The following is a 26,408-nucleotide window of genomic DNA, read 5'->3' as shown; positions in this document are numbered from 1 at the left end:
AACGTGGCCGGCTATCGGCGTCGCCGGTAGTCGGCCACCACCAGATCGGTCAGTTCCTCGAGGGACGTGTCGGCGGCCCGCTTGTCGAAGGTGATCCGGCCGTGCTGCAGCAGGTTGACCCGGTCGCACACGTCGAGCACCTGGGCGTAGTTGTGCGCGATGATGATCACCGAGACGTCCCCGCGGCGCTTGAGGTCGCGGATCACGTCGAGGATCATCGTGCCCTCCTTGGCTCCCATGGCGGCCAGCGGCTCGTCGAGCAGCAGCACCTTGGCGTCGGAGTAGACCGACCGGGCCACCGCGATCGCCTGCCGCTGCCCGCCGGAGAGCTTGGCCACCTCGACCCCGACGTCGGGCAGGTTGACGCCCATGTCCTTGAGGTGGCGCTCGGCCCGGCGTTTCATGGCCCGGTTGTTCAGCAGCGGCCAGCGCACGAGTTCCCGGTTGAGGAACATGTTGTGATAGACCGACAGCTCGTTGATCAGGGCCAGATCCTGATAGACGGTGTCGATGCCGAGCGAGCGGGCGTGGTCGACGCTGCGCAGCGTGACCTCCTGGCCGGCGACGACGATCTGCCCGGCGTCCGGCTGGTGGTAGCCGCAGAGAATCTTGATCAGGGTGGACTTGCCGGCGCCGTTGTCGCCGATCAGGCCCAGCACCTCGCCCGGGTCGACGTGCAGGTTGATGTCGCTGAGCGCGGTGAGCGCGCCGAACCGCTTGGCTATCCCCCGCGCTTGCAGTGCCGCCGTGGTCATGACTTCCCCGCTCGCCGCAGCCGGGACAGGTACTGGTTGGCGATCATCGAGGCCAGGATCGCCAGTCCCAGGATCAGATAGATGGTGTTGGCGCTGTAGCCGATGAGATTGAAGCCGTTCTGCAGGGTGGCCAGCACCAGGGCGCCCAGCAGCGCGCCGACGATCGTGCCGGAGCCGCCGGCCAGGGCCGTGCCGCCGATGACGGCGGCCGAGATGGCGTAGAAGGTCAGCGTGGTGCCGCCGCCGATGTTGGGGTCGATGGTGTTGATCCGGGCCGCCTCCATGATGCCGACCAGGCCGCCCAGCGCACTCGTGATCATGAAGTTGCCGATCTTGATGCGGGAGGCGCGGATGCCGGCCTCGGTCGCCCCGACCGGATTGCCGCCGACCGAGATGGTGTGCAACCCCCACCGCGTACGCGTGAGAACCACATGGAAGACCGCGACGATCACGACCGCCCAGGTGATGCTGGCCCACGGCCCGGCGCCGATCCAGGTCTGGAACGTTCCCTGAACCGGCTCCGGGATGGGCACGGGGTACGCGTGCGAGGTGATGAGCAGCAGCCCCTGGACGGCGAAGAACGTGCCCAGCGTGACCACGAACGACGGCACGTGCAGCTGCGTGACGATGAAGCCGTTGACCAGTCCGATGAAGGCGGCCAGGGCCAGCGCCAGCACCAGGGCGAGCAGCACCGGCACGCCGTAGTAGTCGATCGCGAAGTGCAGCAGGAACGGGGCGAACGCCGCCACGATGCCCACCGACAGGTCGATCTCGCCGCTGACCAGCAGCAACACGATGCCCACGGCGACGATCGCGGTGGGCGCGGTGGCCTGGGCGATGTTGACCAGATTGTCCCGGCTCAGGAAGACGTCGCTGGACGCCCGGAAGTAGACCATCAGGGCCAGGGCGACCAGCAGCACGCTGGCCTCGCGCCGGCGGAGGAAGGCGTCCAGCACCCTCCGGGGAGCGCGCGGGGGCGCCTCCTCCGCCGTCCGTTCCGCGGTGTCAGCCATGCGCGATCGGCCCGGACCGGGGTACGAGCACCTTGTCGGTCGTCGAGCCCTCGTAGCGCGACTTCGTGTTCTGGTACGGCTCCACGTTGTCCTTCGTGACGAACAGCAGCCCGGTGTTCGTCTCGCTGGGCGCGATCAGCCCGCCCGACACCTTGTAGAAGTAGAGCGCGAGCACCGGCAGGAAGCCCTGCAGGTACGGCTGCTGGTCGATGGTGTAGTCGAGGTTGCCGTCCTTGACCCCGGCCAGGCTCTCCGGGATCAGGTCGAAGCCGCCGGCCACCTTGAGGCTCTTCGAGCGCATGTTGTACTTCTTCACGGTCTGCCCGACCGAGGCGGTGGATCCGGCGTCCACGGCTAGCATCCCGCTCACATTCGCATGCCCCACGGCGTACGCGTCAATTATGGAAAGCCCTTTCGTCACGTCGGCGTTGGTGGCCACCGGTGTGAAGGTGATGGGCTTGCCGCTGTCCTGGAACGCCTGCTGGGCGCCGTCGATCCGCGGCTGGATGTTGAGCGCGCCCGGCGTCGCGATGAACCCGGCCACCTCGCCTCCGCTGACGGTTTCCAGCGCTCGCTTGCCGAGCTCGTAGCCCGACTCGTAAAGACCTTGTCCGATGTACGCGAGACGGTTGGTGCCCGGGTCGCCGCGCGCGCCGTCGGCGTTGTACGACACGACCGGGATGCCCGCGTCGAGCGCCTGGTCGACCGGTGCGCGGAAGGCGTCCTTGTCGACCACGGCCACCGCCAGGCCGTCCACCTTGCCGCTGATCGCGGTGTTGAGCGCGTTGACCATCTCGCCCACGATCGAGTTCTGCGAGCCGGTCCACTGCGGCTTCTCGATGCCGAGCAGGGCGGCCGCGTCCTCCATCCCGTACTGCGTCGGGGTGAAGAAGGGGTTGGTGGTCACGTGGTTGACGAAGGTGAACTTCCACTTCGGGGTCTCCGGGAAGTTGCCCATGGCCCCGGCCGCCTCGGCCTTGTCGTCGCTGCACGCGCTGAGCAGGGCGCCGGCGGCCAGCGACGCGCTGAACAAGCCCGCGCCGGAGAGCAGCCGGCGGCGCGACGCGCGCGGCAGATCCAGGGTGGAGACGGCCTCCTCGACTTTCTCATCCATGACAAGCCTCGCTACAAAGTGCCGAATTGGTAGACGGTCGTCGACCGCAGGACCTGGCCCGGCCGCAGCACGGTCGACGGGAAGTTCGCGTGGTTGGGCGAGTCCGGGAAGTGCTGCGTCTCCAGCGCGAGGCCGTCACCCTGGCGGTACGCCTTGCCGCTGGTGCCGTACAAGGTGCCGTCCAGGAAGTTGCCGCCGTAGAACTGGATGCCCGGCTCGGTGGTGCTGATGGTCAGCGTGCGGCCGCTGGCGGCGTCGCTGACCCGGGCCGCGACCTCGAGTCCCTTGGTACGCCGGTCGAGCACCCAGTTGTGGTCGTAGCCACGCCCGTACACGATCTGCTGGAAGTTGCTGCGGTTGCGCGCGCCGATGGCCGTGGGCCGGCGGAAGTCCATGGGCGTGCCGGCGACCCGGTCGAGCTTGCCGGTCGGGATCAGCGTGGAGTCGACCGGCGTGTACCGCGACGCCTTGAGCTGCAGCTTGTGGTCGTCGATGGTGCCGGTGCCCTCGCCGCCGAGGTTCCAGTAGGCGTGGTTGGTGAGGTTCACGACCGTCGCCTTGCCGGTGGTGGCGCGGTAGTCGATCCGGATGCCGCGGTTCTTGGTGATCGTGTACGTCACCGTGGTGCGCAGCGTGCCCGGGTAGTTCTCCTCACCGTTCGGGCTGACGTACGACAGCCGCAGCGCGACGGTGTTCCTGCCGGCCACCGGGGTGGCGCTCCACACCCGCTTGTCGAAGCCGACGTTGCCGCCGTGCAGCGAGTTGGGGTCGTTGTTGATGGCCAGCTGGTAGGTCTGACCGTCCAGGGTGAACTTGCCCTTGGCGATCCGGTTGCCGTAGCGGCCGATCAGCGCGCCGAAGTAGGCCGGGTTCTTCGACGTGACGTAGCCGCCGAGGGAGCCGAAGCCCAGCGTGACGTTGGCCATCCGGCCGTGCCGGTCGGGCGTCTCGACGGTCTGCAGAATTCCGCCGTACGTCAGGATCCGTACGCGGAACTTGCCGTTGGTCAGCGTGTAGCGGTCGACGGTCTGGCCCCCGACGCTGCCCCACGCCTGTTTGGTGATGGTCGGTTTGACGCCCGCCTGCGTCGACGAGCTCGAGGCCAGGCCGAGGCCCAGCCCGAGCAGCAGGACGACCCCGGCGCGCGCGAACGTTCTCACTGTCATGTCGCCTCGTTCCCTAGGCACGACACCACGCCGCCACGGCGTGGCGGAAAGGAGCCTGTGTCGACGCCAGGGGAGGTAGGCGCCGGCCCAGACGGAACCGGCTCGTCAGAGAAAGCTCGGTCCGGACAACGAGTACGCAGCGGACCGTAAGCACGCCCGGGTATCGATACCAATCGTCCGATCGAGTGGTGAACGCTCACATGATCGGTCGAAAAAGCGTTTACTCAGTTCGCGGGGGTCTTGAACGGGTCGTGCTCGCTGAGGAACTTGTCGATGCGGGCCTGGTCGACGCGGCGCACCACAGTGCCGGATTCCTGGGCGTCGCGGATGGTCTTGGCCAGCGTGAACGCGGACGTGACGACGTAGGCCAGGCCGAGGCCGAGGAAGGCCCGGATCCACCCGCCGACCGGCAGATAGAAGATGCCGGCGGCCAGGCCGAGCAGGGCGATGGCGAACGAGGCGGCGGCCTGTATGTAGTAGGCCGAGGTGACCTTGGGAGCAGCTTCGATATCCATGGCGCTCATCCTCGTGGCCCGCCCGTGGGATCCGCGTGAGTGCCGATACTCACTCTGGATTCATCCCATCATCCCATGATTGACTGGTCGCGTGTCCACGACCACCCTTGCCCCGGCCCGGCTGCACCGCGGGATCCTGCTCGCCGTCGCGCTGACCGCCCTCAACCTGCGCACCGCGGTGACCGGTTTCAGCGTGCTGACCGGGGACGCCGCCGACGACCTGCACTTCGGCCCGGTGACGGCGGGCGCCATCGGCACGATCGTGACCGCCTGCTTCGCGGTGGCCGCGTTCGCCGCGCCGCCGCTGGCCCGCCGGCTCGGCCTCGAGCGCACGGCCGCGCTGGCCGTCACCGCCACCACGGCCGGCATCCTGCTGCGGGCCTTCGCCTGGTCGCCGGCCGTGCTGATCGTGGCCACGGTGATCGCGTTCGCCGGGGTCGGCGCGTCCAACGTCATCCTGATCCCGATCGTGAAGCAGCACTTCCCGCAGCGGCTGCACGCGGTGAGCACGATGTACATGGTGCTGCTCCAGGTCGGCCAGCTGGCGGCCCCGCTGCTGGCGTTGCCGCTGGCCAGCGCGTACGGGTGGCGGACGGCCGCCGGCGCCTGGGCCGTCGTGACCGCGGTGGCGGCGGTGCTGTGGTTCGTCACGGTCCCCCGCTCGTCGCCCCGGGCCCCGGCTCCGGCCGCGACGGCGAGCGTTTCCTGGCGTACGCCGCTGGTGCTGGGCCTGATCGGGCTGATGGCCATGACCACGTTGCACGTCTACACGCTGGTGACCTGGTTCCCGGCCATGCTCACCGACGCCGGGCTGAGCGAGACCGCGAGCGCGCTGCTGCTGTCGTGGTTCGCCGGGCTCGGCCTCATCGCCGCCTTCGTGGTGCCGCCGCTGACCACGCGCCTGCGCAACCCGTACCCGATCGTCGTGGTCTGCGTGGCGCTGATGGCGGCCGGCTACGCGGGCATGCTGGCCGCGCCGGCCGCGGGCGCCTTCGTCTGGGCGACCGCCTTCGGCCTCGGCGTGAGCACGTTCCCGCTCTGCCTCACCCTGATCGGCGCCCGCGCGGCCAACCCGCAGAGCGCGTCCCGGCTGTCCGGCCTGGTGCAGGGGGTCGGCTACGGCATCGGCTGCGTCGGCCCGCTCGCGCTGGGGGCCATCCACCAGGCCGGCGACGGCTGGAACATTACGTACGTGCTGCTCGCGGTCACCCTGCTGATCACCCTCGGCGCCGGCTGGGCCGCGTGCCGCCCCACGGCCGCGCCCGCCGGTTAGGCTGCCTGCCGTGCCCTTAGATCGCGCCGGCCTCGGCACCCGCGTGACCGAGCTGTTCCGCTCCCAGATCACCGACGGCCGGTGGCCGGTGGGCAGCAAGATCCCCACCGAGCCCGAGCTGGTCGAGTGGAGCGGGGCCGGCCGCAACACGGTCCGCGAGGCCATCGGCTCCCTGGTCCAGGCGGGCATCCTGCGCCGCGAGCAGGGCCGGGGCACCTTCGTGGTATCGACGTCCGACCTGCGCTCGTCGGTCTCGCGCCGGGTGGCCGCCACCTCCCGCCGCGACAGCCTCGAGCTGCGCCTGGCCCTGGACGCCGCCTCGGCCCGCATCGCCGCCACCCGCCGCACCGAGGCCGACGCCCGGCTGCTGCAAGCTCTGCTGGCCGAACGCGAGGCCGCCTGGACCACCGACGATTTGCACGAGCGCGTACGTGCCGACTCGGCCCTGCACCGGGCGGTCGTGGCGGCCACCCACAACCCGCTGCTGGAGGACGTCTACGAGGGCCTGCTCTCGGTCTTCGAAGAGGTGCAACTGCACGACGTGGCCGGCGACACCGACACGCTGGCCCAGCTGCACGCCGACCTGGTCGACGCCATCGTCACCGGCGACCCCGACCGGGCCGCCGCCACCATGTCCACCCTGCTGCAGCCCCTGATCAACCAGGCCACCCCGTGATAGTGCGCCGGGCGACCGACGCCGACGTGCCCGCCCTGGCCGAGCTCCGCGAAATCAACCAGGCCGACTACGACACGTACGCGCAATGGGTGACCGCCCACGCCGAGACCCACCTGGCTTTCGTGGCCGACCGGGACGGTTCGGTGGCCGGCTGCGCCTGGCTGCACATCGCCGAACGCCACCCAGGTCCCGGCTCGTTCAACCGCCGTTACGGCGACGTGCAGTCGGTGATGGTCCGCGAGGAACATCGCAACCAGGGAGTCGGCAGCGCGCTGATGGCGGCTATCCTGGCCGAAGCTCGCGCCCGATCGCTGCAGCACGTGACCGTCCACTCCGGCCGCCGAGCCGTCGACTTCTACCTGCGGAACGGCTTCACCCACCACCGCCAGATCCTGCTGTGGGAACCGGCGGGTTGAAGCGGGAGAACTCGGGTTCGGTCCAGCGCAGCGGGGAGGCGTTGTCGATGCGGACCACTCGCTCGACGGTGAAGTCGACCAGGCGCTGGGCTCCGGGGGCCTCGAGTTCGGCGTCGGTATCCCAGTCGACGACGGCGGTGCCGGTCAGGTGCAGCATCGTGCCGGTCCACCAGTCGGGCAACAGCAGGCCGGCGCGGGGGTTGAGTTCGAGGTTGCCGAACGTGTTGAACATCGAGTTGCCGACGTAGTCGGGCCAGCGCAGGCGGGTCGGGCTGAGCACGCGCAGGAAGCCGGGGTTGCCGCCGCGATGTGAGGCGTCGGCGTTGCCGTCGGGGTCGGCGGTGGCGATGAAGAACGTGTCGGTGACGCTGGCGAAGCCCATCTCCTCGGCCGACAGCTCGCTGCCGTGCCGGGGCGGGCTCGGGCTGGCCGCGACCGCCACCGGCACCCGCTTCTGGATGTACTTCGGGCAGTTGCCGTAGATCTGGTCGAGGTCGATCCGCAGGCCGTCGGCCGAGGGGCGGGCGGTGCCGTTCATCCGGACGCGGCGGCGGGTGCCGGGCTCGATGGCGATCAGGCCGACCCGGGCCGGGCCGTCGAGCACCGGGCGCAGCGGATCACCGGCCGTGGGCACGGCGGCCACGCTGATCGTCGACGGGCCGGTGACCCGGATGAATCCGGGGTCGCCGGTCAGCATCGTGACCCACATGGCGCCGGCGCCGTCGGCCGCGCCGAGCACCAGCATCGGCTGCTCGGCCAGGAACATCACGGCGCCGCGGGGCATCCGGCGGCTGATCAGCGCCGACACGTGCGCGGCCTCGTCGAGCAGCCCGGCCCGCTTCTGCGCCGTCAGTTCGCCGCGGTGGTAGACCGACATGACCGCCCCTCCTCATCACTTAACCAGTGAAACGTACTTTAGTGGTTAGACCCAGGTCGCGCAACCTGGCAACGTCGTTTTACCGGTTAGGATGGGTGGATGAGCACACACGCGGACCCCCGCCCCCTGATCGGCGAGCCCCTGCCGCTGGATCTGCTGAACACCCGGTGGTCCGACGACGACGGCGCCTACGACCTGTTCGACAGGCCCGACGGCCTGGCCATCTGGCTGAACTCGGCCGGCCTGGCCGGGATCGCCCCGGACTCGCCCGGTGCCCGCGACGCCCTCATCGCGACCCGGGCCGCGCTGTTCGCCCTTGTGCAGCCCGGAACGACCGAGCCGGCCCGGGCCCGCGACATGCTCAACGAGACTCTTGGCCACGGTCACGTCCGGCGGGTGCTCACCGAGGACGGCCCGCAGAGCCCGATCGAGACCGACTCCCCCGACTGGATCGCGGCCTGGCGGGCGGCCGAGCACTACCTGCGGCTGCTCGAAGAGAAGCCCGACCGCATCCGCAAGTGCGCCAACCCCGAGTGCCCGCTGCGCTTCTACGACGTCTCGAAGGCCGGCGCCCGCCGCTGGTGCTCGATGGCCACGTGCGGCAACCGGGCCAAGTACCGCAGCCACTACGCCCGTCAGCACCAGCCGAAGGAGGACCCCACACATCGATGAATCGTGATTGACTAGGGCGCACCCAGGACTCCGACAGCCCCCACTAGTAGGAGCACTGCATGCGCTGGAACAAGGCTGCCGCCTGCCTTTTGCTGACCGTCGCCTCCCTGGCCGCCCCGGCCCCACCGGCCGTCGCCGCCGAGCCGCTCACCGAGATTCTGGTCTTCTCCAAGACCGCCGGCTTCCGCCACGGATCCATCCCCGCCGGCATCGCCGCGATCCGGGAACTGGGCGCGGCCAACGGTTTCGCCGTCACCGCCACCGAGGACGCCGGCCAGTTCACCCCGGCCAACCTGGCCCGCTACGACGCCGTGGTCTTCCTGTCGACCACCGGCGACGTGCTCGATCCGGCCCAGCAGACGGCTTTCGAGTCGTACGTCGAAAATGGCGGCGGCTTCGCCGGTGTGCACGCCGCGGCCGACACCGAGTACGACTGGCCGTGGTACGAGGATCTGGTCGGCGCGTACTTCCATTCGCACCCGGCCAACCAGACCGCAACCGTCCACGTCGAAGACCGCGGCAATGCCTCCACCGCACACCTGCCGCAGAACTGGTCGCGCTACGACGAGTGGTACAACTACCGCACCAATCCCCGCTCGGCGGCCAAGGTTCTGGCCACGCTCGACGAGAGCTCCTACTCGGGCGGCACCATGGGCTCAGATCATCCGATCACGTGGTGCAAGAACGTCGGGAGCGGGCGGGCCTGGTACACCGGCCTCGGCCACACCGATGAGTCGTACGCGGAACCGCTTTTTCGCCGGCAGCTGCTGGGCGGCATTCAGGTCGCATCGGGCAACCGGCCCGCCGACTGCCGGCCCGAGAGCGGCTACACGCCCCTCTTCGACGGCACCCAGGCCAGCCTTGACCATTGGCGGCAGGCCGGGCCGGGCGGCTTCACGCTGACCGACGGCACGATCAGCTCGCAGGGCGGCATGGGCCTGCTGTGGTATCCCGTGCGCACCTTCGAGAACTACTCGCTGAAGCTCGACTGGATGATGCCGGGCGACGACAACGGCGGCGTGTTCATCGGCTTCCCCGATCCGCAGGGCGACCCGTGGAAGCCGGTCGACCTGGGGCACGAGATCCAGATCGACGCCACCGACGCCGACCCGTCGCGCACCACCGGCAGCGTGTACAGCTTCGCCGCGCCGGATGCCGCGTTGCGTGATGCCGCGCTGAACCCGCCCGGCGCGTGGAACACGTACGAGATCGGGGTTCACGGCCAGCGGGTCGAGATCTGGCTCAACGGCGTGAAGGTCAACGACTACGTCAGCAACCGGAACATCGCCAACGGCTACATCGGCGTGCAGAACGACGGCGCGGGCCTGGACATCAGCTATCGCAACATCCGCGTGAAGACGGACGGCCCGCCGGGGGTCGATCTGGCTCATGGCGTACGCGGTGTCGCGTCCAGTGTGGAACCGGGCAGCCTGCATCTGGCCGCGAACGCCACCGACGGCGACCCCGGCACCCGCTGGGGCAGCGCCTACGCCGACCCGCAGTGGCTCCGCCTTGACCTGGGCCGCCGGCAGGCCATCACCCGGGTCCGGCTGACCTGGGAAGCCGCCTACGCCAAGGCGTACCAGATCCAGACCTCGGACACCGGCCGCGCCTGGACCACCATCTACGCCACCACCACCGGGAACGGCGGCGTCGACGACATCTCCGTGGCCGGCGCCGGCCGTTTCCTGCGTGTCCTGGGCACTCAGCGAGCCACCCAGTGGGGCTATTCGCTCATCGACCTCAACGTGTACGGCCCTTGAGGCGCAGCGTCACGATCTCGAACGGGCGGAACGTAACGTGAATAGGCGCGCCGGCCGGCCAGTCGCGGGAACCGTCGTGGCGGCGTTCCAGCAGGTCGGTCGTCCAGGCCTCGGCGGCTGGACCAGTGACCGCGATCCGAGCGCGGGCCCGCCCACCCTGCGCCTCGTAGAGCCGCACGATCAGATCGCCCGACCGGTCCTCGGCCAGTTTGACCGCCTCCACCACGACCGCGGGCGACGACACGGTGACCAGCGGCACCACGGCCTCACCGCCTGTCACCGTGCGGGTGGGCAGATTGAGCCGGTAGCCGCTGTCGAGTGCCTCGAGCACCGTCGGCGCCGGGCCGAGAGACGTACGCAGGACGTGTTCGCCCTGGTCGGCGCTCGGGTCGGGATAGCGGGGCGCGCGCAGCAGCGACTGCCGCACCTGGGTGTAGGTCGTGCCGCCGTCGGTCCAGCGGCGGGTGATGTCGTGGCCGTAGGAGGAGTCGTTGGCCACCGCCACCCCGAAGCCGGGCTCGCCCACGTGCACCCAGCGGTGGGCCACGGTCTCGAAGCGGGCCGAGTCCCACGACGTGTTGGCGTGGGTGGGCCGGTGCACGTGGCCGAACTGGATCTCGGAGGTCGCCCGGTCGGCGTGCACGGCCAGCGGGAAGGCGAGCTTGAGCAGCTTCTGCCGCTCGTGCCAGTCGATCCGGGTCTCGATGTCGAGCTGGGTCGACCCCTCGGCGAGCCGGAACGTCTGGACGAAGGTGGAACCCTGGTAGGAGCGGCGCACCACCAGCGCGTCCGGGCTCTCTTCCACCGAATCGGCCGACCGTAGTTCGGTGACGTTGCGCTGGTAATGGGCGTCGATGTCCCACGCCTCCCAGCGGTTGGGCAGGTCGCGGAACACCTGCAGCAGCGCCGCCGCCTGTCCCTCGGCGATCAGCTCGCGCTCGTCGCAGACGAACGACACCAGCAGGCCCGCGCCGTCGAAGACGGCCCGCACCAAGCCGTTGTCGAGGACCCGATCCACCGGCGCGGTCCAGGCCGGCGGAGTAAGCGGGGCCGCACCGAGCGGCGGAACACCCGCCGCCGGCACCGGCGCGGCGTTGAAGAGGATCGGCGTGCTGCCGGAACCGGCGAGCACCTGCTGCGCCCGTGCGACGAGGTCGCCGAGCGTCCCGGCCAATAAAGCGTAGTTGCGCTCGGCTTCCTGATGCACCCAGGCGATCGACGAGCCGGGCAGGATGTCGTGGAACTGCTGGAGCAGCACGGTGCGCCAGGCCGCCTCCAACTCATCAAACGGGTAATCACCGAGCCCCCGCCAAGCCGCGGTGGCCCACCACAACTCGGCCTCGCGCAGCAGATGCTCGCTGCGCCGGTTGCCCTGCTTCGTCTTGGCCTGCGAGGTGTAGGTGCCGCGGTGCAACTCGAGGTACATCTCGCCCGACCAGGTGGCCGGGGCCGGATGATCGGCCAATGCATCCGCGAAGAACTGCTGCGGCGTGCCCAGCGAGACCCGCGGCGAGCCCTCCAGCGACTTTGTCCGCTCGGCGGCCTCGAGCATCTCGCGCGTGGGCCCGCCACCGCCGTCGCCGAACCCGAACGGCGCCAGCGAGACGCTGCCCAGCGCGCTCTCGGCGTACTGCCGCTGGGCCCGGGCCAGGTCGGCGCCGGACAGGTCGGAGTTGTACGTGTCGACCGGCGGGAAGTGGGTGAAGACCCGGCTGCCGTCGATGCCCTCCCACCAGAACGTGTGGTGCGGCATCCGGTTGGTCTCGCTCCACGAGATCTTCTGGGTCAGGAACGAGTGCGAGCCGGCCGCGCGCACGATCTGGGGCAGGGCCGCGCTGTAGCCGAACGAGTCGGGCAGCCACACCTCGTCCGGCTCGAACCCGAACTCGCGCAGGAAGAACCCTTTCCCGTGTACGAATTGACGGGCCAGCGCCTCGCCGCCCGGCATGTTCGTGTCGGACTCGACCCACATGCCGCCCACCGGCACGAAGCGGCCCTCCGCCACGCGTACGCGAATTCGCTCGAACAACGCCGGGTAGTGCTCCTTCATCCAGGCGTACTGCTGGGCGCTGGAGCAGGCGAAGACGAAGTCGGGATACTCGTCCATCAGCGCCAGCACGTTCGAGAAGGTGCGGGCGCACTTGCGGATCGTCTCGCGGGTCGGCCACAGCCAGGCCGAGTCGATGTGCGCGTGCCCGACGGCGACGACCCGATGCGAGCTGGGGAAGGCGGGTGACGCCAGCGCGTCGGCCAGGGCTTTCCTTCCGTACGTGGCTGTCTCGGCGACTCGGTCGGGGTCCACGGCATCGCACATCCGCTCGAGCGCCCGCAAGATGTCGGCCCGCCGGGGCAGCGACGCGTCGAGCTCCCGCATCAGCCCGATCAGCGTCCAATAGTCCTGGATCAGGTGGTAGACGGTGACGTCTCGCTCGACGATCTCGATGCGGCGCAGGGTGTAAATCGGCTCGGCGCCCGCGGTGGCCGGATCGCCCAGCGGCGTCGGCGTCGCCACGGAGATGTCGGGGTTGGACGCGCCCTCGACGAAGAAGTCGACCGGGCCGGCCTCGACGGCGACCCGGTCGTTCAGCGGCTCGAGGCCCTTGACGATCCCGCCGTCGGGCCGATACACCAGCCCCTCGGCCTGAAACCCGGCCGTCGCGGTCGAGAATCCAAGGTCAACCACCATTTCCAGGACGGTTCCCGGGCCACCCCACCCGGCCGGTGTCGCCCCGGTGACGTGGAACCAGGCGGTGCCCCACGGCCGGCTCCAGGCCGTGCCCGGGGTGATCGGGGTGTACTCCTGCCGTACGGCCTCGGCGAACGCGACCGGCTCACCCGGCGCCTCCCACACCGTCACCTCGAGCGGATGCCGCCGCCGCTCGAGAGCGGGCCGCAGGTGGTCCCGGACGAACCGCTCGACGCGGGCTTCGATGGCAGCGGCGGTGTCATGCATCGGCACTCCTGTGGTCGGGGCGGCGCCCGGTGTCGCGCTCTTCCGCTCAGCGTGCCATTTCCTCCGGCATCGGCACGCGGGCCGAGGTCCCGTGGAGCGCGACCGCCAGCGCCACGCTCCAGATCAGGAACAGGGTGATCCCGGCCGACTTGACCAGCTGCGGCGCGCCGTCCGGGATCGCGAAGTCGCCGGCCGCGGCCGCGATGTTCAGCGCCGGCACCCACCACGGCGCCGCCGGCCGGCCGTTCCCCGAGCTGACCGGCCGCGAGTTCGAGGTGCTGGACCAGATGGCGGCCGGGCGCTCCAACTCCGACATCGCCGAGTGTCTTTTCCTGTCCGAGAAGACCGTTCGCAACCTCGTCTCGATGGTCTTCACCAAGCTGCACGTGCCCAACCGGGCCCAGGCCATAGTCCGCGGCGCGAGGCCGGCCTCGGCCGCCATTGATTGACATCTATCAATAGGAGGCGGACGATACGGACGCTTGGGAGCGCTCCCGGAACGAGGAGGAACCGATGAGGCGACGAGCTGCGGTGATCACCTTGACGGTGCTGCTGGGTCTCGCACCGCCGGCGCCGGCTCGGGCGGCAGCCGACGATGGCAACGTCAGCTTCGTCGGACGCTGGAACAAGTCGAACCCTGCCGCCTACGTCCCCTACTGGGCCGGCGCCTATCTGCGGGTCGGTTTCACCGGCCGGACCGTCAAGCTCAAGCAACGCAACACTGTCGACCTGTGGGCGAGCATCGACGGCAAGCCGTTCACGGCCTTCAAGGGTTCCGGCACGATCAACCTGACGCCGGCGGTGCTGGCCGCGGGCAACCACACGCTGATCGTGAGCTATCGCCAGGTGGCCGGCTCGTACACCGGCGACGCCGTCTTCCAGGGCCTCACCCTCGATGCCGGCGCGACCACGTTCAAGGCGCCGGCCCGGCCCAAGCTGGTCGAGTTCGTCGGCGACTCGATCACGGCCGGCGCCACGAGCAGCCAGCTGGCCGTGACCGACTACGCGTTCAAGGCGGGCGAGAAGCTGGGCTACGACCACACCCAGATCGCCATCGGCGGCATGTGCCTGTCCGAGACGGCCGACGGGTGCTGGGCCCACGAGACGCGCTACTGGATGAGCAGCGGCGGGCAGGCCGGCGCCGACCAGTGGGACTTCACCCGCTACCGGGCCGACGCCGTGGTCATCAACCTCGGCACCAACGACAAGAGTCACGGCGTGAGCGGACCCGACTTCCAGGCCAAGTACGCCGCCTTCCTCAGCCGCGTCCGGTCGAAGTTCCCGAATGCCAAGATCTTCGCCCTTCGTACGTTCATCGGCCGCTACGCCGGCGAGACGCGAGCGGCTGTCCAGGCACGCAACGCCGCCGGTGACACCGCCGTCTCGTACGTGGACACGACCGGCTGGCTGCCGGCCGACGGCCTCAGCGACTCGGTCCACCCCAACGACAAGGGTCATCAGGCCGTGGCCGACCGGCTGGCCCCGATCCTCGGAGCGCTGTGATGAAGACTCTGCGAGCAGCCCTGATTCTGGCCGTCGCCGCTTTCGGCCTGGGCGTTCCCACCGCGCCCGCGCAGGCGGCCGCCCCCGTGTGCAGCGCCGCCGATCCGAGCCCCGCAGCGGCCGCCGCCGTCACGGTGTGGATGGCCGGGGACTCCACGATGGCCAACGCCAGTGCGTGCCCGATCGGCTGGGGCAGCCAATTCGCGCCGTACTTCACCGCGGACGTCACCGTGCGGAACAGCGCCGTCGGTGGCCGCAGCATCCAGACCTGGCTCTACGAGGGCAACGTGACCTCGACCAAGAACGCGGCCGGCGAGTGCGCCCTCAGTTCCACGGCATACAGCTCCCGCTGGACCACGATGCTGAACGGCTTCCGATCCGGCGACTACCTCGTCGTCCAGTTCGGCATCAACGACGGCACCTCGGCCTGCCCCCGGCACGTCGGCAGCGCCCGCTTCAAGGAACTGCTCGGCGTCATGGCCTCGGCGGCGAAGGCCCGCGGCGTACGACCGATCTTCGTCACGCCCGTGGCGGCGATCACCTGCAGCGGCGGCACGGCCGTCGGCAACCGCGGCTTCGTCACCGAGACGAAGGACGCCGCGACAGCCAACGGCGTACCGGTCATCGATCTGCACTCGCGCAGCGTGTCCTTGTACAACTCGCTCCGGCTGTGCCCCAACAACGGCGACTACACCGCGGGTGCGGTCGGCGCCTTCTTCTGCAACGACCACACCCACTTCGAGGCGGCCGGCGCGCGGCAGATCGCGGGCGTCATCGCCACCGCGCTGCGCGAGCAGAACCTGCCGCTCGCGGCCTACCTCAAGTAGCGACGTGGACGGTCAGCCAGGTGAGCAACGGGCTCAGGTCTTTGTGGGCGGCCAGCACGGCGTCGACGGCGGCCGGGGTCCGTAGCCAGTCGTCGGCGCCCAGCGTGCGGATCGCCAGCAGCGAGCGGTGGCGGAGCAGGCCGGCCCGCGGGTGGTCGGCGGGATAGTCGCGGGGCACGCGCTTCATGACGTCGCCGGTGATCTCGTAGCCCCGGCCACGCAGGTCGGCCAGCATGCCCTCGAGGGCCGGGTCGGCGGCGACGGCGGCCCGGAACCGGCGGATCTGATCCGGGGTGCCGTACCACCACGCGCCCTTCACGTGGAGGCCGTCCAGGTTGAAACGCAGGCTGATCTCGACGTTGCGGGCGAGGCGCACGAGGGCCGACTGGGTCTGCCACGGGCCGGGCGTCTTGGCGTACCGCCAAACCGCGTGATCCTCGAATGCCGGATCGGCCCAGGCCAGGTCGTCGAGCAGCGCGACCATCGGCTGCCGGACCAGTTCCTCGCGGTCTTTGCGGAGCGCGCGCATCACCTCGGGCGACGGCTCCCCCTCGAGGCGGAGCAACACCTGGAACGCGGCTTCCGGCCATCCGGTGAAATGCCTGGGCACGGTGGTGGACGCTAGCACCGCCGGCGGTGGTACTCAGGTACCACCGGCGTCCGGGAAGTGGCGACCGCGGTACCACGATCTTGGCGGCCCGGAAATCTAGCGTCGTAGACATGATTCAGGTACGCGAATTAACCAAGCGGTACGGCGCGAAGACGGTCGTCGACCACCTGTCGTTCACCGCGAAGCCCGGTCAGGTCACCGGCTTCCTCGGCCCCAACGGCGCGGGCAAGTCGACCACCATGCGCATGATCGTCGGCCTCGACGCCCCGAACTCGGGCGACGTGCTGGTCAACGGCAAGCCGTACGCGTCGTCCAAGGCCCCGCTGCACGAGATCGGCGTGCTGCTCGAGGCCAAGGCGGTGCACCCCGGGCGTACGGCGGTCAGCCACCTGCTCGCCCTGGCCCGCACGCACGGCATCCCCCGCTCCCGGGTCGACGAGGTGCTGGCCCTGGCCGGCCTCACCGCCGTCGCGCACAAGCGGGTCGGCGCGTTCTCGCTCGGCATGGGCCAGCGCCTGGGCATCGCGGCCGCCCTGCTCGGCGACCCGGCCGTGGTGATGCTGGACGAGCCGGTCAACGGCCTCGACCCCGAGGGCGTGCTGTGGGTGCGCAACCTGCTGGCCGGCCTGGCCGCCGAGGGCCGCACCGTGATGCTCTCGTCGCACCTCATGAGCGAGGTCTCGCTGGTCGCCGACCACCTGGTCATCGTGGGCCGGGGCAAGCTGCTGGCCGACACCACGGTGGCCGACTTCGTCACCGCCGAGGGCGTACGGGTCGTCACCGCCGCTCCCGACGCGCTGCGCACGGCCATCGCGGCCGCCGGCGTCACGGTCACCTCGACCGGCGCCGAGGAGCTGTTCGTCACCGGGCGCAGCGCCCGCGAGATCGGGCTGGCCGCGGCCACCCGCGGCATCCCGCTGTTCGAGCTCACCCCGCAGAACGCCTCGCTGGAAGAGGCGTTCATGGACCTGACCCGCCACGCCGTCGAATACGAGGCCTCCCGATGAAGATCACCCCTGGTGGCGTCGTCGCCGCCGAATGGACCAAGTTCTCCTCCCTGCGCTCCACCTGGATCACCACCGGCATCTCGGTGCTGCTGCTGATCGCCTTCGGCGTGATCGCGTCGGCCTCGTTCTCGGGCGACAGCCTCTCGGCCGTCGACCTGGCGTTGTCCGGCAGCATCCTGGCCGCGCTGACCGTGGGCGTGCTGGGCGCGCTGCTCGGGGCGAGCGAGTACACGACCGGCATGATCCGGGCCACCCTGGCCGCGGTGCCCCGGCGGCTTCCGGTGCTGTGGTCGAAGAGCCTCGTGGCCGGGCTGGCCGCCCTGGTCGTGATGACCGCCGGCGCGTTCGGCGCGTTCGCGCTGGGGTCGGCCGTGCTCAACGACGGCGTGGCCGCGCTGGGCCTGGGCGACGACGGCGTGCTGCGGACGCTGTTCGGCGCCGGCCTCTATCTGGGGCTGGTCGCGGTGCTCGGCGTCGCCCTCGGCATGCTCGTACGCTCCAGCGCGGGAGCGATCGCGATCCTGGCCGGCGTGCTGCTGATCCTGCCCGGCCTGGTCGCGCTGCTGCCCGACTCGATCTCGGACCCGGTCGGCCCGTACCTGCCCAGCAACGCGGGCAACGCGGTCATGACGCTGACCCAGGCCGACGGCTCGCTGGCCCCGTGGACCGGGCTCGCGGTCTTCGCCGGCTACGTCGTGGTCGCGTTGGCCGCGGCGGCGTACCGCCTCAAGAAGACCGACGCGTAAAGGCGCGTAAGGGCGCGTAAAGCTGTGGCCGGCCGGCTCGAGAAGACCGGCGCGTGAGTCTTGGCAGGGGAGAATGATCGGATGAGCACGCAGGGATGGCTGGTCGACCGGCAGGCGCGGGTGCGCGCGTTCGACCGGCGCCGCCCGTGGGTGATGGACACCCTGGTCGCCATCCCGTTCGTGCTGTTCAGCATCCCGAACCTGATCGAGGACCCCGTCCCGGCCACGATCGCGACCCTGACGTTCCTGCCGCCGCTGTACTGGCGGCGGCGGCACGCGTTCCCGGCTTTCCTGGCCGTCGCGGTCATCGAGACCATCCAGGCCCTGCTCGACGTCAGCGTCAACGCCGGCGTGGTCATCCTGGTGATGCTGTTCGGGGTGGCCTCCCGCGCTTCGTGGCGGGCGCTGTCCTGGGCCTCCGTGATCACCCTGGCCCTGCTGATCAGCGAGATCTACTGGCTCAACCCGGTGACCGGGAACCGCACGATCACGCTGTTCCTGGTGATCGGCACGTCGGCGGCCGCGGTGGCGTCCGGCGTCGCGGTGCGCACCCGGCGGGCGTACCTGATCGCCCTCGAGGACCGCGCCGAACGCCTTGAGGTCGAACGCGACCAGCGGGCCCGCCTCGCCGTGGCCGAGGAGAGGGCCCGGGTGGCCCGCGAGATGCACGACATCGTCGGCCACCACGTGTCGGTGATCGTGGGCCTGGCCGACGGTGGCGCCGCACTCGCGACGGCCCGGGAGGAACAGACCGCCGAGCCGCTGCGGCTGATCGGGGACACCGGCCGGCAGGCGCTGGCCGAGCTGCGCCGAGTGGTCGGCGTGCTGCGCGAGGAGGACGCCGATCCGCAGCTCGCCCCGCAGCCCGGCATCGACGACCTCGACCGGTTGCTGCCGAGCGTGCGGGCGGCCGGGCTGCCGGTCACCTACTCCACCTCGGGTGAGCTGCAGGCGCTCGGCCGGGGTGTGCAGCTCGCGGTCTACCGGATCGTGCAGGAGGCGCTGACCAACACCCTCAAGCACGCCGGGCCCGGGGCGGCGGCCGAGGTCACCCTGGCTGCGTCCGGAGGCGAGGTGCGGGTCCGGGTCCGAGACAACGGCCGCGGCCTTCCGGCCGCCCCCAACCACGGCCTGGTCGGCATGCGGGAGCGCGCCGCGATGTACGGCGGCGTGGTGAGCGCCGGGCCGGCCGACCACGGCTGGCTCGTGGACGTCGTCCTGAAGGAGCCCGCATGACCACTGTGCTGATCGCCGACGACCAGCCGTTGCAGCGCCTGGGTTTCAAGATGCTGCTCGACGGCACGCCCGGCATGGTCGTGGTCGGCGAGGCGTCGGCCGGGGCCGAAGCGGTGCGGATGGCCGACCAGACCCGGCCCGACGTGGTGCTCATGGACGTGCGCATGCCCGGCATGGACGGCATCGAGGCCACCCGGCGGATCACCGCGGCCGGTCCGCGCACCCACGTGCTGATCCTGACCACGTTCGACCTGGACGAGTACGTGTACGCCGGGCTGCGCGCCGGGGCGAGCGGCTTCCTGCTCAAGGACGCCCGCCCCGAGGAGCTGATCGCCGGCATCCGGGCCGTGGCCAGTGGCGACTCGGTGGTGGCGCCCAGCCTGACCCGCAAGCTGATGGACGCGTACCTGCACGATGCGAAAGCCGTCGCCCCGGCCGATCCGCGCCTGGCCACCCTGAGCGAGCGGGAACGCGAGGTGCTGGAGGCGATCGGGCAGGGCGCGACCAACGCCGAGATCGCCGAACGCTTCGTGCTCACCGAGTCGACCGTGAAGAAACACGTCGGCCGGGTGCTGGCCAAGATCGGCGCCCGCGACCGCATTCAGGCGGTCATTTACGCGTACGACAACGGTCTGGTCCAGCCGCGCTGAACGCGCCAAAGACGGGCAGCCGCCGGAGAGCGACTGCCCGTCTTCCCCCGTTGCGAGCAAAGATCAGAGGCAGGACGCGCAGACGCCCGGCGGGTACTCCGGATCCGGAACCGGGATGTTGCTCATCAGCGGCTTGGTCACCCGCGGGTCCCGGGTGCTGATCGGCACGAGCTGGTAGCGGTCGGGCTGCGACTTGCTGATGCGCCAGCACTTGTCGTGCACGCCGTAGAGGGCCGCACCGCGCTGCCGCATCCCCGAGGTCACGCAGATCGCGACGGTCTTCTCGTTGACCTGGGCGCCCTTTTCCAGCGGGTACTGGCCGAGGTCCCACCACGGCATGACGACGCCCCGGTCCGGCCAGTAGCGGACGGCGTTCAGCGACGGCATCCGGTTGCCGGCGTCGCAGAAGCCGACGTCCACCGCCATCCAGACGTCGAAGCCGTTGACGTTCTCGTCCGACGGGCCGGCGAACGTGTCCTTGACCGTGAGGCTGTGACAGATCGGCTCGTACGGCTCGAGCGAGATCACCGGATCGCTGATCGGGGTGTCTTTGGTGGTGCGCGGCGGCCCGGCCGGGTCGGTCGTGAAGGGCGAGACCAGGCAGTCGACCGCGCACAGGGGCCCGGTGGCTGGGGCACCGGTGGGATAGGTGCTCAGTGGCGCGGTGACGAGAGCGTCGGTCAGCGCGACCGGCGGGAACGTGGTGACCAGGTGGTCGGCGCCGTCGCGGTGCGGCCGCACGCAGACGGCGTTGCGCGCCCGCACCTCGTCGCCCTGCCGGATCAGGCCGGTGCTGACACAGAGGGCGGCCACGTCGGGCTCGATCCGGCCGAACCGGGAGAACGACGTCGTACCCGAGGCGGCGGCCAGCCACGGCGTGCTCATCGAGGCCACGGTGACCCCGTCCCGTACGTGGTACTGCGTGACAGCCAGGGCGGTGGGGCCGCCGCCGGTGCGGCACGGCTTCGACCGGCCGCGCAGGGTGGCGTCGAACCACGGCTCCCACCACGTGGATTCGGGGCGGTAGACGCCGCGGGCGCTGTCCAGGGTCACGGTGGCGCAGGCCTGCGGGTACGGCCACGGGTCGTCCGCGGCAGCGGCCGCGACCGGCGCCGTCGCGGCGAGCGCCGCCACGGCCAGGCCCGCCAGCACGGCGGCCAGAAGACGTTTCATCATGAGGCTTTGTCCTGATCGGAAGCCGCACCGAGCAGATGCGGCGGAGTGGCGGCGGACATGGCCCCGAGGGCGAGGCCGAGCTGGAACCTGTTCTCCACACCGAGCCGGTCCATGAGCCGGCGCAGGATGTTGGTGACCGACCGGGCGCTGATCCGCAGCCGGGCGGCGGTCGTGGTGTCGGTGTGCCCGAGCGCGAGCAGGTCGACGACGGCCTGCTCCTGCGGCGTCAGCCGGATCGGCTCGACGGCCCCGACGTTGGGGTCGCTGCCCTCGGACCAGTGCTTCTCGAAGAGGTCGGCCAGCGCCCGCACCACCTGCGGGTGGCTCACCTCGACGTACCCGCGCTCGATGCGCTCGGGGTCGGCCGGCACCAGCGCCACCGAGCGGTCGAGCAGGATCAGCTTGAGCGGCACGGCCAGCGACTCCCGCACCTGATAGGCCGGGTGGTGCGCCTCCTGCGGGCTGAACGCGTCGCGGTCGGCCGGCGGCACGCCGAGCACCCGCATCCGGGTGGCCTGGGCGATCAGCTGCTGGTCGAAGGCGGCCCCGGTGCGCGCCGACTCGGCGTCGAACGCCTGCTCCGGGTTGATCGTGAGGGTTTCCCGGCGCCCGCGCAGCAGCTCGGCGTAGCGCAGGCGGGTCAGCTCGCGGGTCGGCAGGTAACGCACCTGGTCGGTCAGCTGCCCGCCGAACGCCGGCACCGGCAGGGCCAGCGCCCCCAGCCGCGCCCGCAGACCGTCGACGACCAGGCGATGCGACACGGCCACGGCGCTCGGGTCGAGCAGGCGCAGGCGGCGACGGCGCAGCCCGGCCACGGCCGCCGCCGGTGTGGAAGCCGACCACACGTCGCCGTCCACCGTCGCCGAGCCGGCCTCCCGCAGCTCGGCCAGCGCGGCGTCGACCCGGCGGGCCGGCATCGACAACTCCACGCCGAGCCGGCGCCGGGTGTGCGGCCCGAAAGTGACCAGCGTGCGATAGACCAGGTCGGCGTCGGGCGTGACGCCCCAGCGCACCAGCGACGGCACCGCCGTGCCGATCCGGAGCGCCGCCTCAATCGTCATCGGCCGGCCCCTTGCGCAGCACTCCCAGGGCCAGCCCGAGCTGGAACCGGTTGTCGACGCCGAGGCGGTCCATCAGGCCGCGGATGAGGGCGGTCACCGTCCGCGGGCTGATGCCGAGGCGGACGGCCGCCTCCTGATCGGTGTGACCCCGCGACAGCAGCGCCACGAGCTCCCGCTCCCGCGGCGACAGCGTGATCCTCGGCATCGTCTCCTCCATGCTGGACGCCCCCCACAGTCCGATGTAGCCGACCGCACTCAACCACACGGGCCGCCCGCCGACCAGAAATTGCGCAATCCCGCAAGATCGATCGACGCCGGTGACGGTCAGGCGGCGTCGACGATGCCGTAACGGGCCATGACGGCGGCCCGCCGCGAGCGGTTGATCGCGCGCACCCGGCGGCCGATCAGGAAGACGTCGGCCAGGGTCCACAGCCCGCAGCCGCCCAGCGTGAACAGCATCGCGATCGACCGCCCGGTGTCACCCAGATAGAACCGGTGCCCGCCGAAGATCCCGGTCAGCAGCCACAGCGTGTACGCCACCCGAGTCTCTTTGCGCACCGACTCGTACGCGAACTCGGCCTGCCGCACCCGCAGCCGTTCCCACTCGGGCAGTTCGCTCATTTCCACAAGGAGACGAGGTGGTGGCCGACGTTGACCGCCTGGTCGGCGTAGCGCTCGTAGAAGCGGCCCAGCAGGGCGCCGTCGATCGCGGCCTCGACGCCCAGGGGCCAGTCGGGGCTGAGCATGGCGCTGAACAGGCGGCGGTGCAGCTCGTCCATGGCGTCGTCGTCCTGGTCGAGCTGGCCCGCCAGCACCACGTCGTCGGCGGTCAGGGCGGCCACGATCTTGCCGGCCAGGCCGTCGGCGACCGTGGTCATCGCACCGAAGTACTCGGCCAGCTCGGGCGCGACGGCGGGGGCGGGATGGCGGCGCAGCGTCGCCCGGGCGACGTGCACCGCCAGGTCGCCCATGCGCTCGAGGTGGGCGGCCACCCGCAGCGCGGTCATCAGCCGGCGCACGTCCTGGCTGTCCGCCTTCGGCCGGCCGACCAGGTCGTACACCCTGTCCTCGACCACCCGGGAGAGCACGTCGATCTCGGCGTCGCGGACGGTCACCTGCTGGGCCAGCGTGGGGTCGGAGGCGAGCAGCGCGGCCCCGGCCTGCCGCATCGCTTCGCGCGCCGCCCGGGCCATCGTGACCAGCGTGCTGCCGACCGGAGCGAGCTCGCCATGGAAACCGTCCTGCATGCCGCGCTCCTGCCCGCCGGGGGAAAGTTGCGAGCGTACAGCTACGTTGTGTCGCCAGTCTCAACGGAAGGCGACGCGTAGGTGTACGCCTGCTCATTCGGTCCGCAGCGCCACGGCAACCCGGGTCTTCGCAGCCCAACCGGCCGGCAGCAGGGCGCCCGCCACCGCGATGACCAGCCCGGCCAGGCCGAGAAGGGCCAGTTCGATTGACCCGTACGCATCGAGCACCGAACTCGGCAGGCGGAACCCGACACTTGCCGCCATCTGGGTGATGACCGTGCGCTGCAGCAGCACGCCGACCGCCGTGCCGGCCACACCTCCGATCACCCCGGTGACGACGACCGAGGCCACCACCATGAGCGTGGTCTGCCGCGGGGTCATCCCGAGCGCCTTGTGCACGCCGAGGTCGTGGACGCGTTCCCGGGTCTCCAGCACGATCGTGTTGAGCACGCCGAGCCCGGCCACGACGATCAGCAGCAGGCTGAGCAGCCCGGTCAGCGTGTTGACGATGATCACCATCTCGTCGGGCTGGTGGTCGAGCGTGTCGGCCATCGCGCCCGCCGGTTCCAGCGCCGCCTTCAAGGCTTGGGTGTACGCCCCGGTGTCGGTGCCCGGGCTCACCGAGACGTAATAGGTCGACGGCTCGGCCCCGGGCAGGGTGGCCATGTCGGTGACGACCTGCATGCCGTCGTTGTCGGTGTTGAACACCTCGCCGGCGATCGTGACCGGGATCTTGGTTCCCTCACTGGTCAGCGTGATGCTGTCGCCGACCTCCTTGCCGGCCGCGGTCAGGAACGGCGTCGAGACGACGATCTGCCCGGGCCCGGTCAGCCAGTGACCCGAGACCATCCGGTAGTAGCGGGCCGAGTCGGGCCCGGTGACCCCGACCGCGTCGAGCTCGCCGGCGATCCCGGCCGCGGTGATCTCGCCCCGGGCCACGCCCATGTACCCGCCGGTGCCGGCCTGAGCGGTGATCACCTTCTCGACCGCGGTCGGGTCGGTGAAGGGCAGCGGCTCCCCCGGGCCCGGCGGGTGCAGGGGACCCACCTGGACGTCGGCGATGTCCTCGACCTCCTGCACCCGGTTGAGCGACGTGCCGAGCCCGACGGCGAAGGTGACCGCGGCCGCGCCGAACGCGATCGCGGCGACGATGCTGACCGCCCGCACCGGCCGGGCGAACGGGTGGGCCAGGCCGAGCGTCACCGGCCGCGGGAACGGCAAGCGGCTGGTCATCCGGGTCGCCCAACGGCCCCGGCCGGGCCGGGGCGTGCGGCCCACGGCGAGCGCGTCGACGCTGCGCAGCCGGCCGGCCCGGGCCGCCGCGGCCAGGGCGGTGAGCGCCACGACGGCCAGGGCGCCACCGACCACGAGGACATCGACGACGAGTGAGACGCCGCTGTCACTCGTACCGTAAATGCGGTTCGTCTGAGCCAGGATGGGGATCGTCAGCAGGTTGCCGGCGACGACTCCGAACGCCGCGCCGACCGTGGCCGGAACAAGCGCCTGACCCACGTACGTCCGCACGACCTGGGCCGGGGTGTAGCCGAGGGCCTTGAGGATGCCGATGCGGCGGGTCGAGGTGGAGACCGCTCCGGCGATCACGTTGCCGATGATCAGCACCGCCATCACCACGCCGAGCATCCCGAACGCGATCAGGAACGGCACCAGCAGAAGCGTGTCGCGGATCGCCTCGCGGCGGACGTCCAGCCAGGAGACGGCACCCATCAGGGCACCGGCGGGAACGCTCGCCTCGATCGCGCTCTTGCCGTTCCCGACCTGCTCCGCCGTGCCGGCCGAGGAGAAGCGGTAAAGCATTTCGTACGTACGTGGCCCGGCCGCCCCGATCCATTCGGTGAGCTGTCCCGGGGTCGTCCAGGCGCCGGCGGTCTCGCTCACCGACCGGGCCAGCCCGACCACTGTCGCCGGCTTCCCGGCCACCTTCCACTGCTCACCGACGATGTTCGGCGGCAGCATCAACCGGCCCCCGGTGGCCAGCACGATTTCCCCCGGCCCGGTCGCCCACCGCCCCTCGTCGAGCACGACCCGGTCGACCGCGCCGCCCGGGTCGGCCCGGCCCACCATCGTGAGCGGCGGCACCTGGTGGCCCATCGGGTCGGTCACCTCGAGCTCCGCGCTCGCGAACGGCCCGGCCGACGCGGTCACCCCGGCCACGCCCGCCGTCGCCGCCACCTGCGCCTGGGTGACCGCCCCGGCGTCGAACCGGGCGGTCAGATGAGCCCCCTGCTGCTGGCCGAAGGCCCGGTCGAACGGCCCCTGCGAGGCCACCATCAGCGAACCGCCCAGCACGGCCGAGGTCACCGCGATCATGACGACCAGGCCGATGACGACCGCCTGGACGCGCCGCCGGCCGGTCATCGCAGCAGCTCCATCGCGCTGTCGCGGGCGATCCGGCCGTCGAGCAGCTGGACGGTCCGGGTCGCGCACGTCTCGGCCAGCACCAGGTCGTGGGTGACCAGGACGACGGTCTGGCCGTCGGCGTGCAGCTCGGTCAGCAGCCGCATGACGTCCTCGCCGGCCGCGGTGTCGAGCGCCCCAGTCGGCTCGTCGGCCAGCAGCAGGGCCGGCTTGTTCATCAGCGCGCGGGCCACGGCGACCCGCTGCCGCTCCCCGCCCGAGAGCCGTCCCGGGTACGCGTCGGCGTGCCGGTCGACGCCGAGCCGGCCGAGCAGTTCACTGGCCCGGCGCTCGGCGACCGCGCGGCTCATCCCGGCCAGCTGGGCCGGCAACATGACGTTGCCGGCCACGGTGAGGTCGTCGAGCAGGTTGAAGAACTGGAACACCAGGCCGATCCGGGCCCGGCGGTACCTGGCCGAGGCCGCCTCGCCGAGCTGGTCGACCCTCACCCCGTCGACGGTGACCGTGCCCGCGCTCGGCCGGTCCAGCCCGGCCATCAGGTTGAGCATCGTCGACTTGCCGCTGCCGGACGGGCCGAGCACGGCCACCGCCTCGCCGGGCGCGATGCTCAGCGACACCTCGTTCAGCGCCGGCGGCCCCTCGTCGTACCGCCGGGTCACTTCCTGCAGTTCGATCAGTGGTGTGGTCATGTCCGCTGACGCTAGGGACGCCCCCGATCCGGGCGCGTCGGCAGCGCGAGGCATCTTGGGCCGGACGTCATCATTGCGATGTAGTCG

At 71.0% G+C, this 26,408-nt stretch carries 28 protein-coding genes; 12 read left to right on the top strand and 16 right to left on the bottom strand.

Annotated elements, in window-relative coordinates; all coding sequences use genetic code 11:
- Positions 1-11: 11 nt before the first annotated feature.
- The 5 genes from OWR29_RS08615 to OWR29_RS08595 all read right to left on the bottom strand — a co-directional run bounded on the left by OWR29_RS08615 (position 12) and on the right by OWR29_RS08595 (position 4,563).
- Positions 12-755: an ATP-binding cassette domain-containing protein gene (locus OWR29_RS08615; protein WP_267562031.1), complete on the bottom strand. Its 744-nt coding sequence runs from the start codon at positions 753-755 to the stop codon at positions 12-14.
- A complete protein-coding gene (locus tag OWR29_RS08610) occupies positions 752-1,768 on the bottom strand; it encodes an ABC transporter permease (RefSeq protein ID WP_267562029.1) in 1,017 nt (338 codons plus the stop codon). The genes OWR29_RS08615 and OWR29_RS08610 overlap by 4 nt, the downstream gene beginning before the upstream one ends.
- On the bottom strand, positions 1,761-2,882 hold the full coding sequence (locus OWR29_RS08605) for a sugar ABC transporter substrate-binding protein (RefSeq protein ID WP_267562028.1): 1,122 nt from the start codon (positions 2,880-2,882) through the stop codon (positions 1,761-1,763). The genes OWR29_RS08610 and OWR29_RS08605 overlap by 8 nt, the downstream gene beginning before the upstream one ends.
- Positions 2,883-2,893: 11 nt before the next feature.
- On the bottom strand, positions 2,894-4,048 hold the full coding sequence (locus OWR29_RS08600; RefSeq protein WP_267562027.1) for an aldose epimerase family protein: 1,155 nt from the start codon (positions 4,046-4,048) through the stop codon (positions 2,894-2,896).
- 224 nt (positions 4,049-4,272) lie between these two features.
- A complete protein-coding gene (locus tag OWR29_RS08595; protein WP_267562026.1) occupies positions 4,273-4,563 on the bottom strand; it encodes a YiaA/YiaB family inner membrane protein in 291 nt (96 codons plus the stop codon).
- A gap of 91 nt (positions 4,564-4,654) precedes the next feature.
- Between OWR29_RS08595 and OWR29_RS08590 the strand changes: the two genes are divergently transcribed.
- The 3 genes from OWR29_RS08590 to OWR29_RS08580 are packed head-to-tail and all read left to right on the top strand — an operon-like array spanning position 4,655 to position 6,928.
- Positions 4,655-5,836: an MFS transporter gene (locus OWR29_RS08590; protein WP_267562025.1), complete on the top strand. Its 1,182-nt coding sequence runs from the start codon at positions 4,655-4,657 to the stop codon at positions 5,834-5,836.
- Positions 5,837-5,846: 10 nt separating this feature from the next.
- Complete coding sequence (locus OWR29_RS08585) at positions 5,847-6,512, top strand: FadR/GntR family transcriptional regulator (RefSeq protein ID WP_267562024.1); 666 nt, start codon at positions 5,847-5,849, stop codon at positions 6,510-6,512.
- Between the two features lie 2 nt (positions 6,513-6,514).
- Positions 6,515-6,928 (top strand): GNAT family N-acetyltransferase, encoded by a 414-nt coding sequence (locus OWR29_RS08580; protein ID WP_267562023.1) that lies wholly within the window; start codon positions 6,515-6,517, stop codon positions 6,926-6,928.
- On the opposite strand, the gene OWR29_RS08575 is transcribed toward OWR29_RS08580, so the two are convergent.
- Positions 6,885-7,805 (bottom strand): pyridoxamine 5'-phosphate oxidase family protein, encoded by a 921-nt coding sequence (locus OWR29_RS08575; protein WP_267562022.1) that lies wholly within the window; start codon positions 7,803-7,805, stop codon positions 6,885-6,887. The two genes, OWR29_RS08580 and OWR29_RS08575, sit on opposite strands and share 44 nt — an antisense overlap.
- A 99-nt stretch (positions 7,806-7,904) precedes the next feature.
- Between OWR29_RS08575 and OWR29_RS08570 the strand changes: the two genes are divergently transcribed.
- Both OWR29_RS08570 and OWR29_RS08565 read left to right on the top strand, forming a co-directional pair.
- On the top strand, positions 7,905-8,477 hold the full coding sequence (locus OWR29_RS08570; RefSeq protein WP_267562021.1) for a CGNR zinc finger domain-containing protein: 573 nt from the start codon (positions 7,905-7,907) through the stop codon (positions 8,475-8,477).
- Positions 8,478-8,536: 59 nt separating this feature from the next.
- Positions 8,537-10,240, top strand: a complete 1,704-nt coding sequence (locus OWR29_RS08565) for a ThuA domain-containing protein (protein WP_267562020.1) — start codon at positions 8,537-8,539, stop codon at positions 10,238-10,240.
- On the opposite strand, the gene OWR29_RS08560 is transcribed toward OWR29_RS08565, so the two are convergent.
- Positions 10,221-13,193: an alpha-mannosidase gene (locus OWR29_RS08560; RefSeq protein WP_267562019.1), complete on the bottom strand. Its 2,973-nt coding sequence runs from the start codon at positions 13,191-13,193 to the stop codon at positions 10,221-10,223. The genes OWR29_RS08565 and OWR29_RS08560 overlap by 20 nt on opposite strands.
- A gap of 46 nt (positions 13,194-13,239) precedes the next feature.
- A complete protein-coding gene (locus OWR29_RS08555; protein ID WP_267562018.1) occupies positions 13,240-13,413 on the bottom strand; it encodes a hypothetical protein in 174 nt (57 codons plus the stop codon).
- Between OWR29_RS08555 and OWR29_RS08550 the strand changes: the two genes are divergently transcribed.
- The 3 genes from OWR29_RS08550 (at position 13,397) to OWR29_RS08540 (ending at position 15,523) form a co-directional block, all read left to right on the top strand.
- Complete coding sequence (locus OWR29_RS08550; RefSeq protein WP_267562017.1) at positions 13,397-13,642, top strand: response regulator transcription factor; 246 nt, start codon at positions 13,397-13,399, stop codon at positions 13,640-13,642. The genes OWR29_RS08555 and OWR29_RS08550 overlap by 17 nt on opposite strands.
- A 64-nt stretch (positions 13,643-13,706) precedes the next feature.
- Positions 13,707-14,696, top strand: coding sequence for an SGNH/GDSL hydrolase family protein (locus OWR29_RS08545; protein WP_267562016.1), 990 nt, complete (start codon positions 13,707-13,709; stop codon positions 14,694-14,696).
- Positions 14,696-15,523 carry a GDSL-type esterase/lipase family protein gene (locus tag OWR29_RS08540; RefSeq protein ID WP_267562015.1) on the top strand — a complete coding sequence of 276 codons (828 nt, stop codon included), beginning with the start codon at positions 14,696-14,698 and terminating at the stop codon, positions 15,521-15,523. Before OWR29_RS08545 ends, OWR29_RS08540 begins: the two co-directional genes overlap by 1 nt.
- On the opposite strand, the gene OWR29_RS08535 is transcribed toward OWR29_RS08540, so the two are convergent.
- Positions 15,516-16,133 carry a DUF2461 family protein gene (locus OWR29_RS08535; RefSeq protein ID WP_267562014.1) on the bottom strand — a complete coding sequence of 206 codons (618 nt, stop codon included), beginning with the start codon at positions 16,131-16,133 and terminating at the stop codon, positions 15,516-15,518. The genes OWR29_RS08540 and OWR29_RS08535 overlap by 8 nt on opposite strands.
- Positions 16,134-16,243: 110 nt before the next feature.
- On the opposite strand from OWR29_RS08535, the gene OWR29_RS08530 reads away from it, so the two are divergent.
- The 4 genes from OWR29_RS08530 to OWR29_RS08515 all read left to right on the top strand — a co-directional run bounded on the left by OWR29_RS08530 (position 16,244) and on the right by OWR29_RS08515 (position 19,772).
- Entirely contained in the window at positions 16,244-17,140 is an 897-nt protein-coding gene (locus tag OWR29_RS08530; protein WP_267562013.1) for an ABC transporter ATP-binding protein, read from the top strand.
- The gene (locus OWR29_RS08525; RefSeq protein ID WP_267562012.1) at positions 17,137-17,886 is read left to right on the top strand and encodes an ABC transporter permease; all 750 of its coding nucleotides are present in this window, start codon (positions 17,137-17,139) and stop codon (positions 17,884-17,886) included. Before OWR29_RS08530 ends, OWR29_RS08525 begins: the two co-directional genes overlap by 4 nt.
- Before the next feature lie 81 nt (positions 17,887-17,967).
- Complete coding sequence (locus tag OWR29_RS08520) at positions 17,968-19,122, top strand: sensor histidine kinase (protein ID WP_267562011.1); 1,155 nt, start codon at positions 17,968-17,970, stop codon at positions 19,120-19,122.
- On the top strand, positions 19,119-19,772 hold the full coding sequence (locus OWR29_RS08515) for a response regulator (protein ID WP_267562010.1): 654 nt from the start codon (positions 19,119-19,121) through the stop codon (positions 19,770-19,772). Before OWR29_RS08520 ends, OWR29_RS08515 begins: the two co-directional genes overlap by 4 nt.
- 63 nt (positions 19,773-19,835) lie before the next feature.
- On the opposite strand, the gene OWR29_RS08510 is transcribed toward OWR29_RS08515, so the two are convergent.
- From OWR29_RS08510 to OWR29_RS08480, 7 genes are all read right to left on the bottom strand, one after another.
- Positions 19,836-20,948: a hypothetical protein gene (locus tag OWR29_RS08510; RefSeq protein ID WP_267562009.1), complete on the bottom strand. Its 1,113-nt coding sequence runs from the start codon at positions 20,946-20,948 to the stop codon at positions 19,836-19,838.
- Positions 20,945-22,009, bottom strand: a complete 1,065-nt coding sequence (locus OWR29_RS08505; protein WP_267562008.1) for a helix-turn-helix transcriptional regulator — start codon at positions 22,007-22,009, stop codon at positions 20,945-20,947. The genes OWR29_RS08510 and OWR29_RS08505 overlap by 4 nt, the downstream gene beginning before the upstream one ends.
- Positions 21,999-22,214 carry a helix-turn-helix domain-containing protein gene (locus OWR29_RS08500; RefSeq protein WP_267562007.1) on the bottom strand — a complete coding sequence of 72 codons (216 nt, stop codon included), beginning with the start codon at positions 22,212-22,214 and terminating at the stop codon, positions 21,999-22,001. Before OWR29_RS08500 ends, OWR29_RS08505 begins: the two co-directional genes overlap by 11 nt.
- A 119-nt stretch (positions 22,215-22,333) precedes the next feature.
- Positions 22,334-22,630, bottom strand: coding sequence for a TM2 domain-containing protein (locus OWR29_RS08495; protein ID WP_267562006.1), 297 nt, complete (start codon positions 22,628-22,630; stop codon positions 22,334-22,336).
- Positions 22,627-23,256 carry a phosphate signaling complex PhoU family protein gene (locus tag OWR29_RS08490; RefSeq protein ID WP_267562004.1) on the bottom strand — a complete coding sequence of 210 codons (630 nt, stop codon included), beginning with the start codon at positions 23,254-23,256 and terminating at the stop codon, positions 22,627-22,629. The genes OWR29_RS08495 and OWR29_RS08490 overlap by 4 nt, the downstream gene beginning before the upstream one ends.
- A 93-nt stretch (positions 23,257-23,349) precedes the next feature.
- A complete protein-coding gene (locus tag OWR29_RS08485; protein WP_267562003.1) occupies positions 23,350-25,632 on the bottom strand; it encodes an ABC transporter permease in 2,283 nt (760 codons plus the stop codon).
- Positions 25,629-26,321 (bottom strand): ABC transporter ATP-binding protein, encoded by a 693-nt coding sequence (locus OWR29_RS08480; protein ID WP_267562002.1) that lies wholly within the window; start codon positions 26,319-26,321, stop codon positions 25,629-25,631. Before OWR29_RS08480 ends, OWR29_RS08485 begins: the two co-directional genes overlap by 4 nt.
- Positions 26,322-26,408 lie beyond the last annotated feature (87 nt).

Origin of the sequence: Paractinoplanes pyxinae (assembly GCF_026626335.1) — a bacterium.
In the GTDB taxonomy this organism is placed as follows: domain Bacteria; phylum Actinomycetota; class Actinomycetes; order Mycobacteriales; family Micromonosporaceae; genus Actinoplanes; species Actinoplanes pyxinae.
Note: the sequence above shows the minus strand (reverse complement) of the source record. Positions and strands in the feature narration are given on the sequence as shown.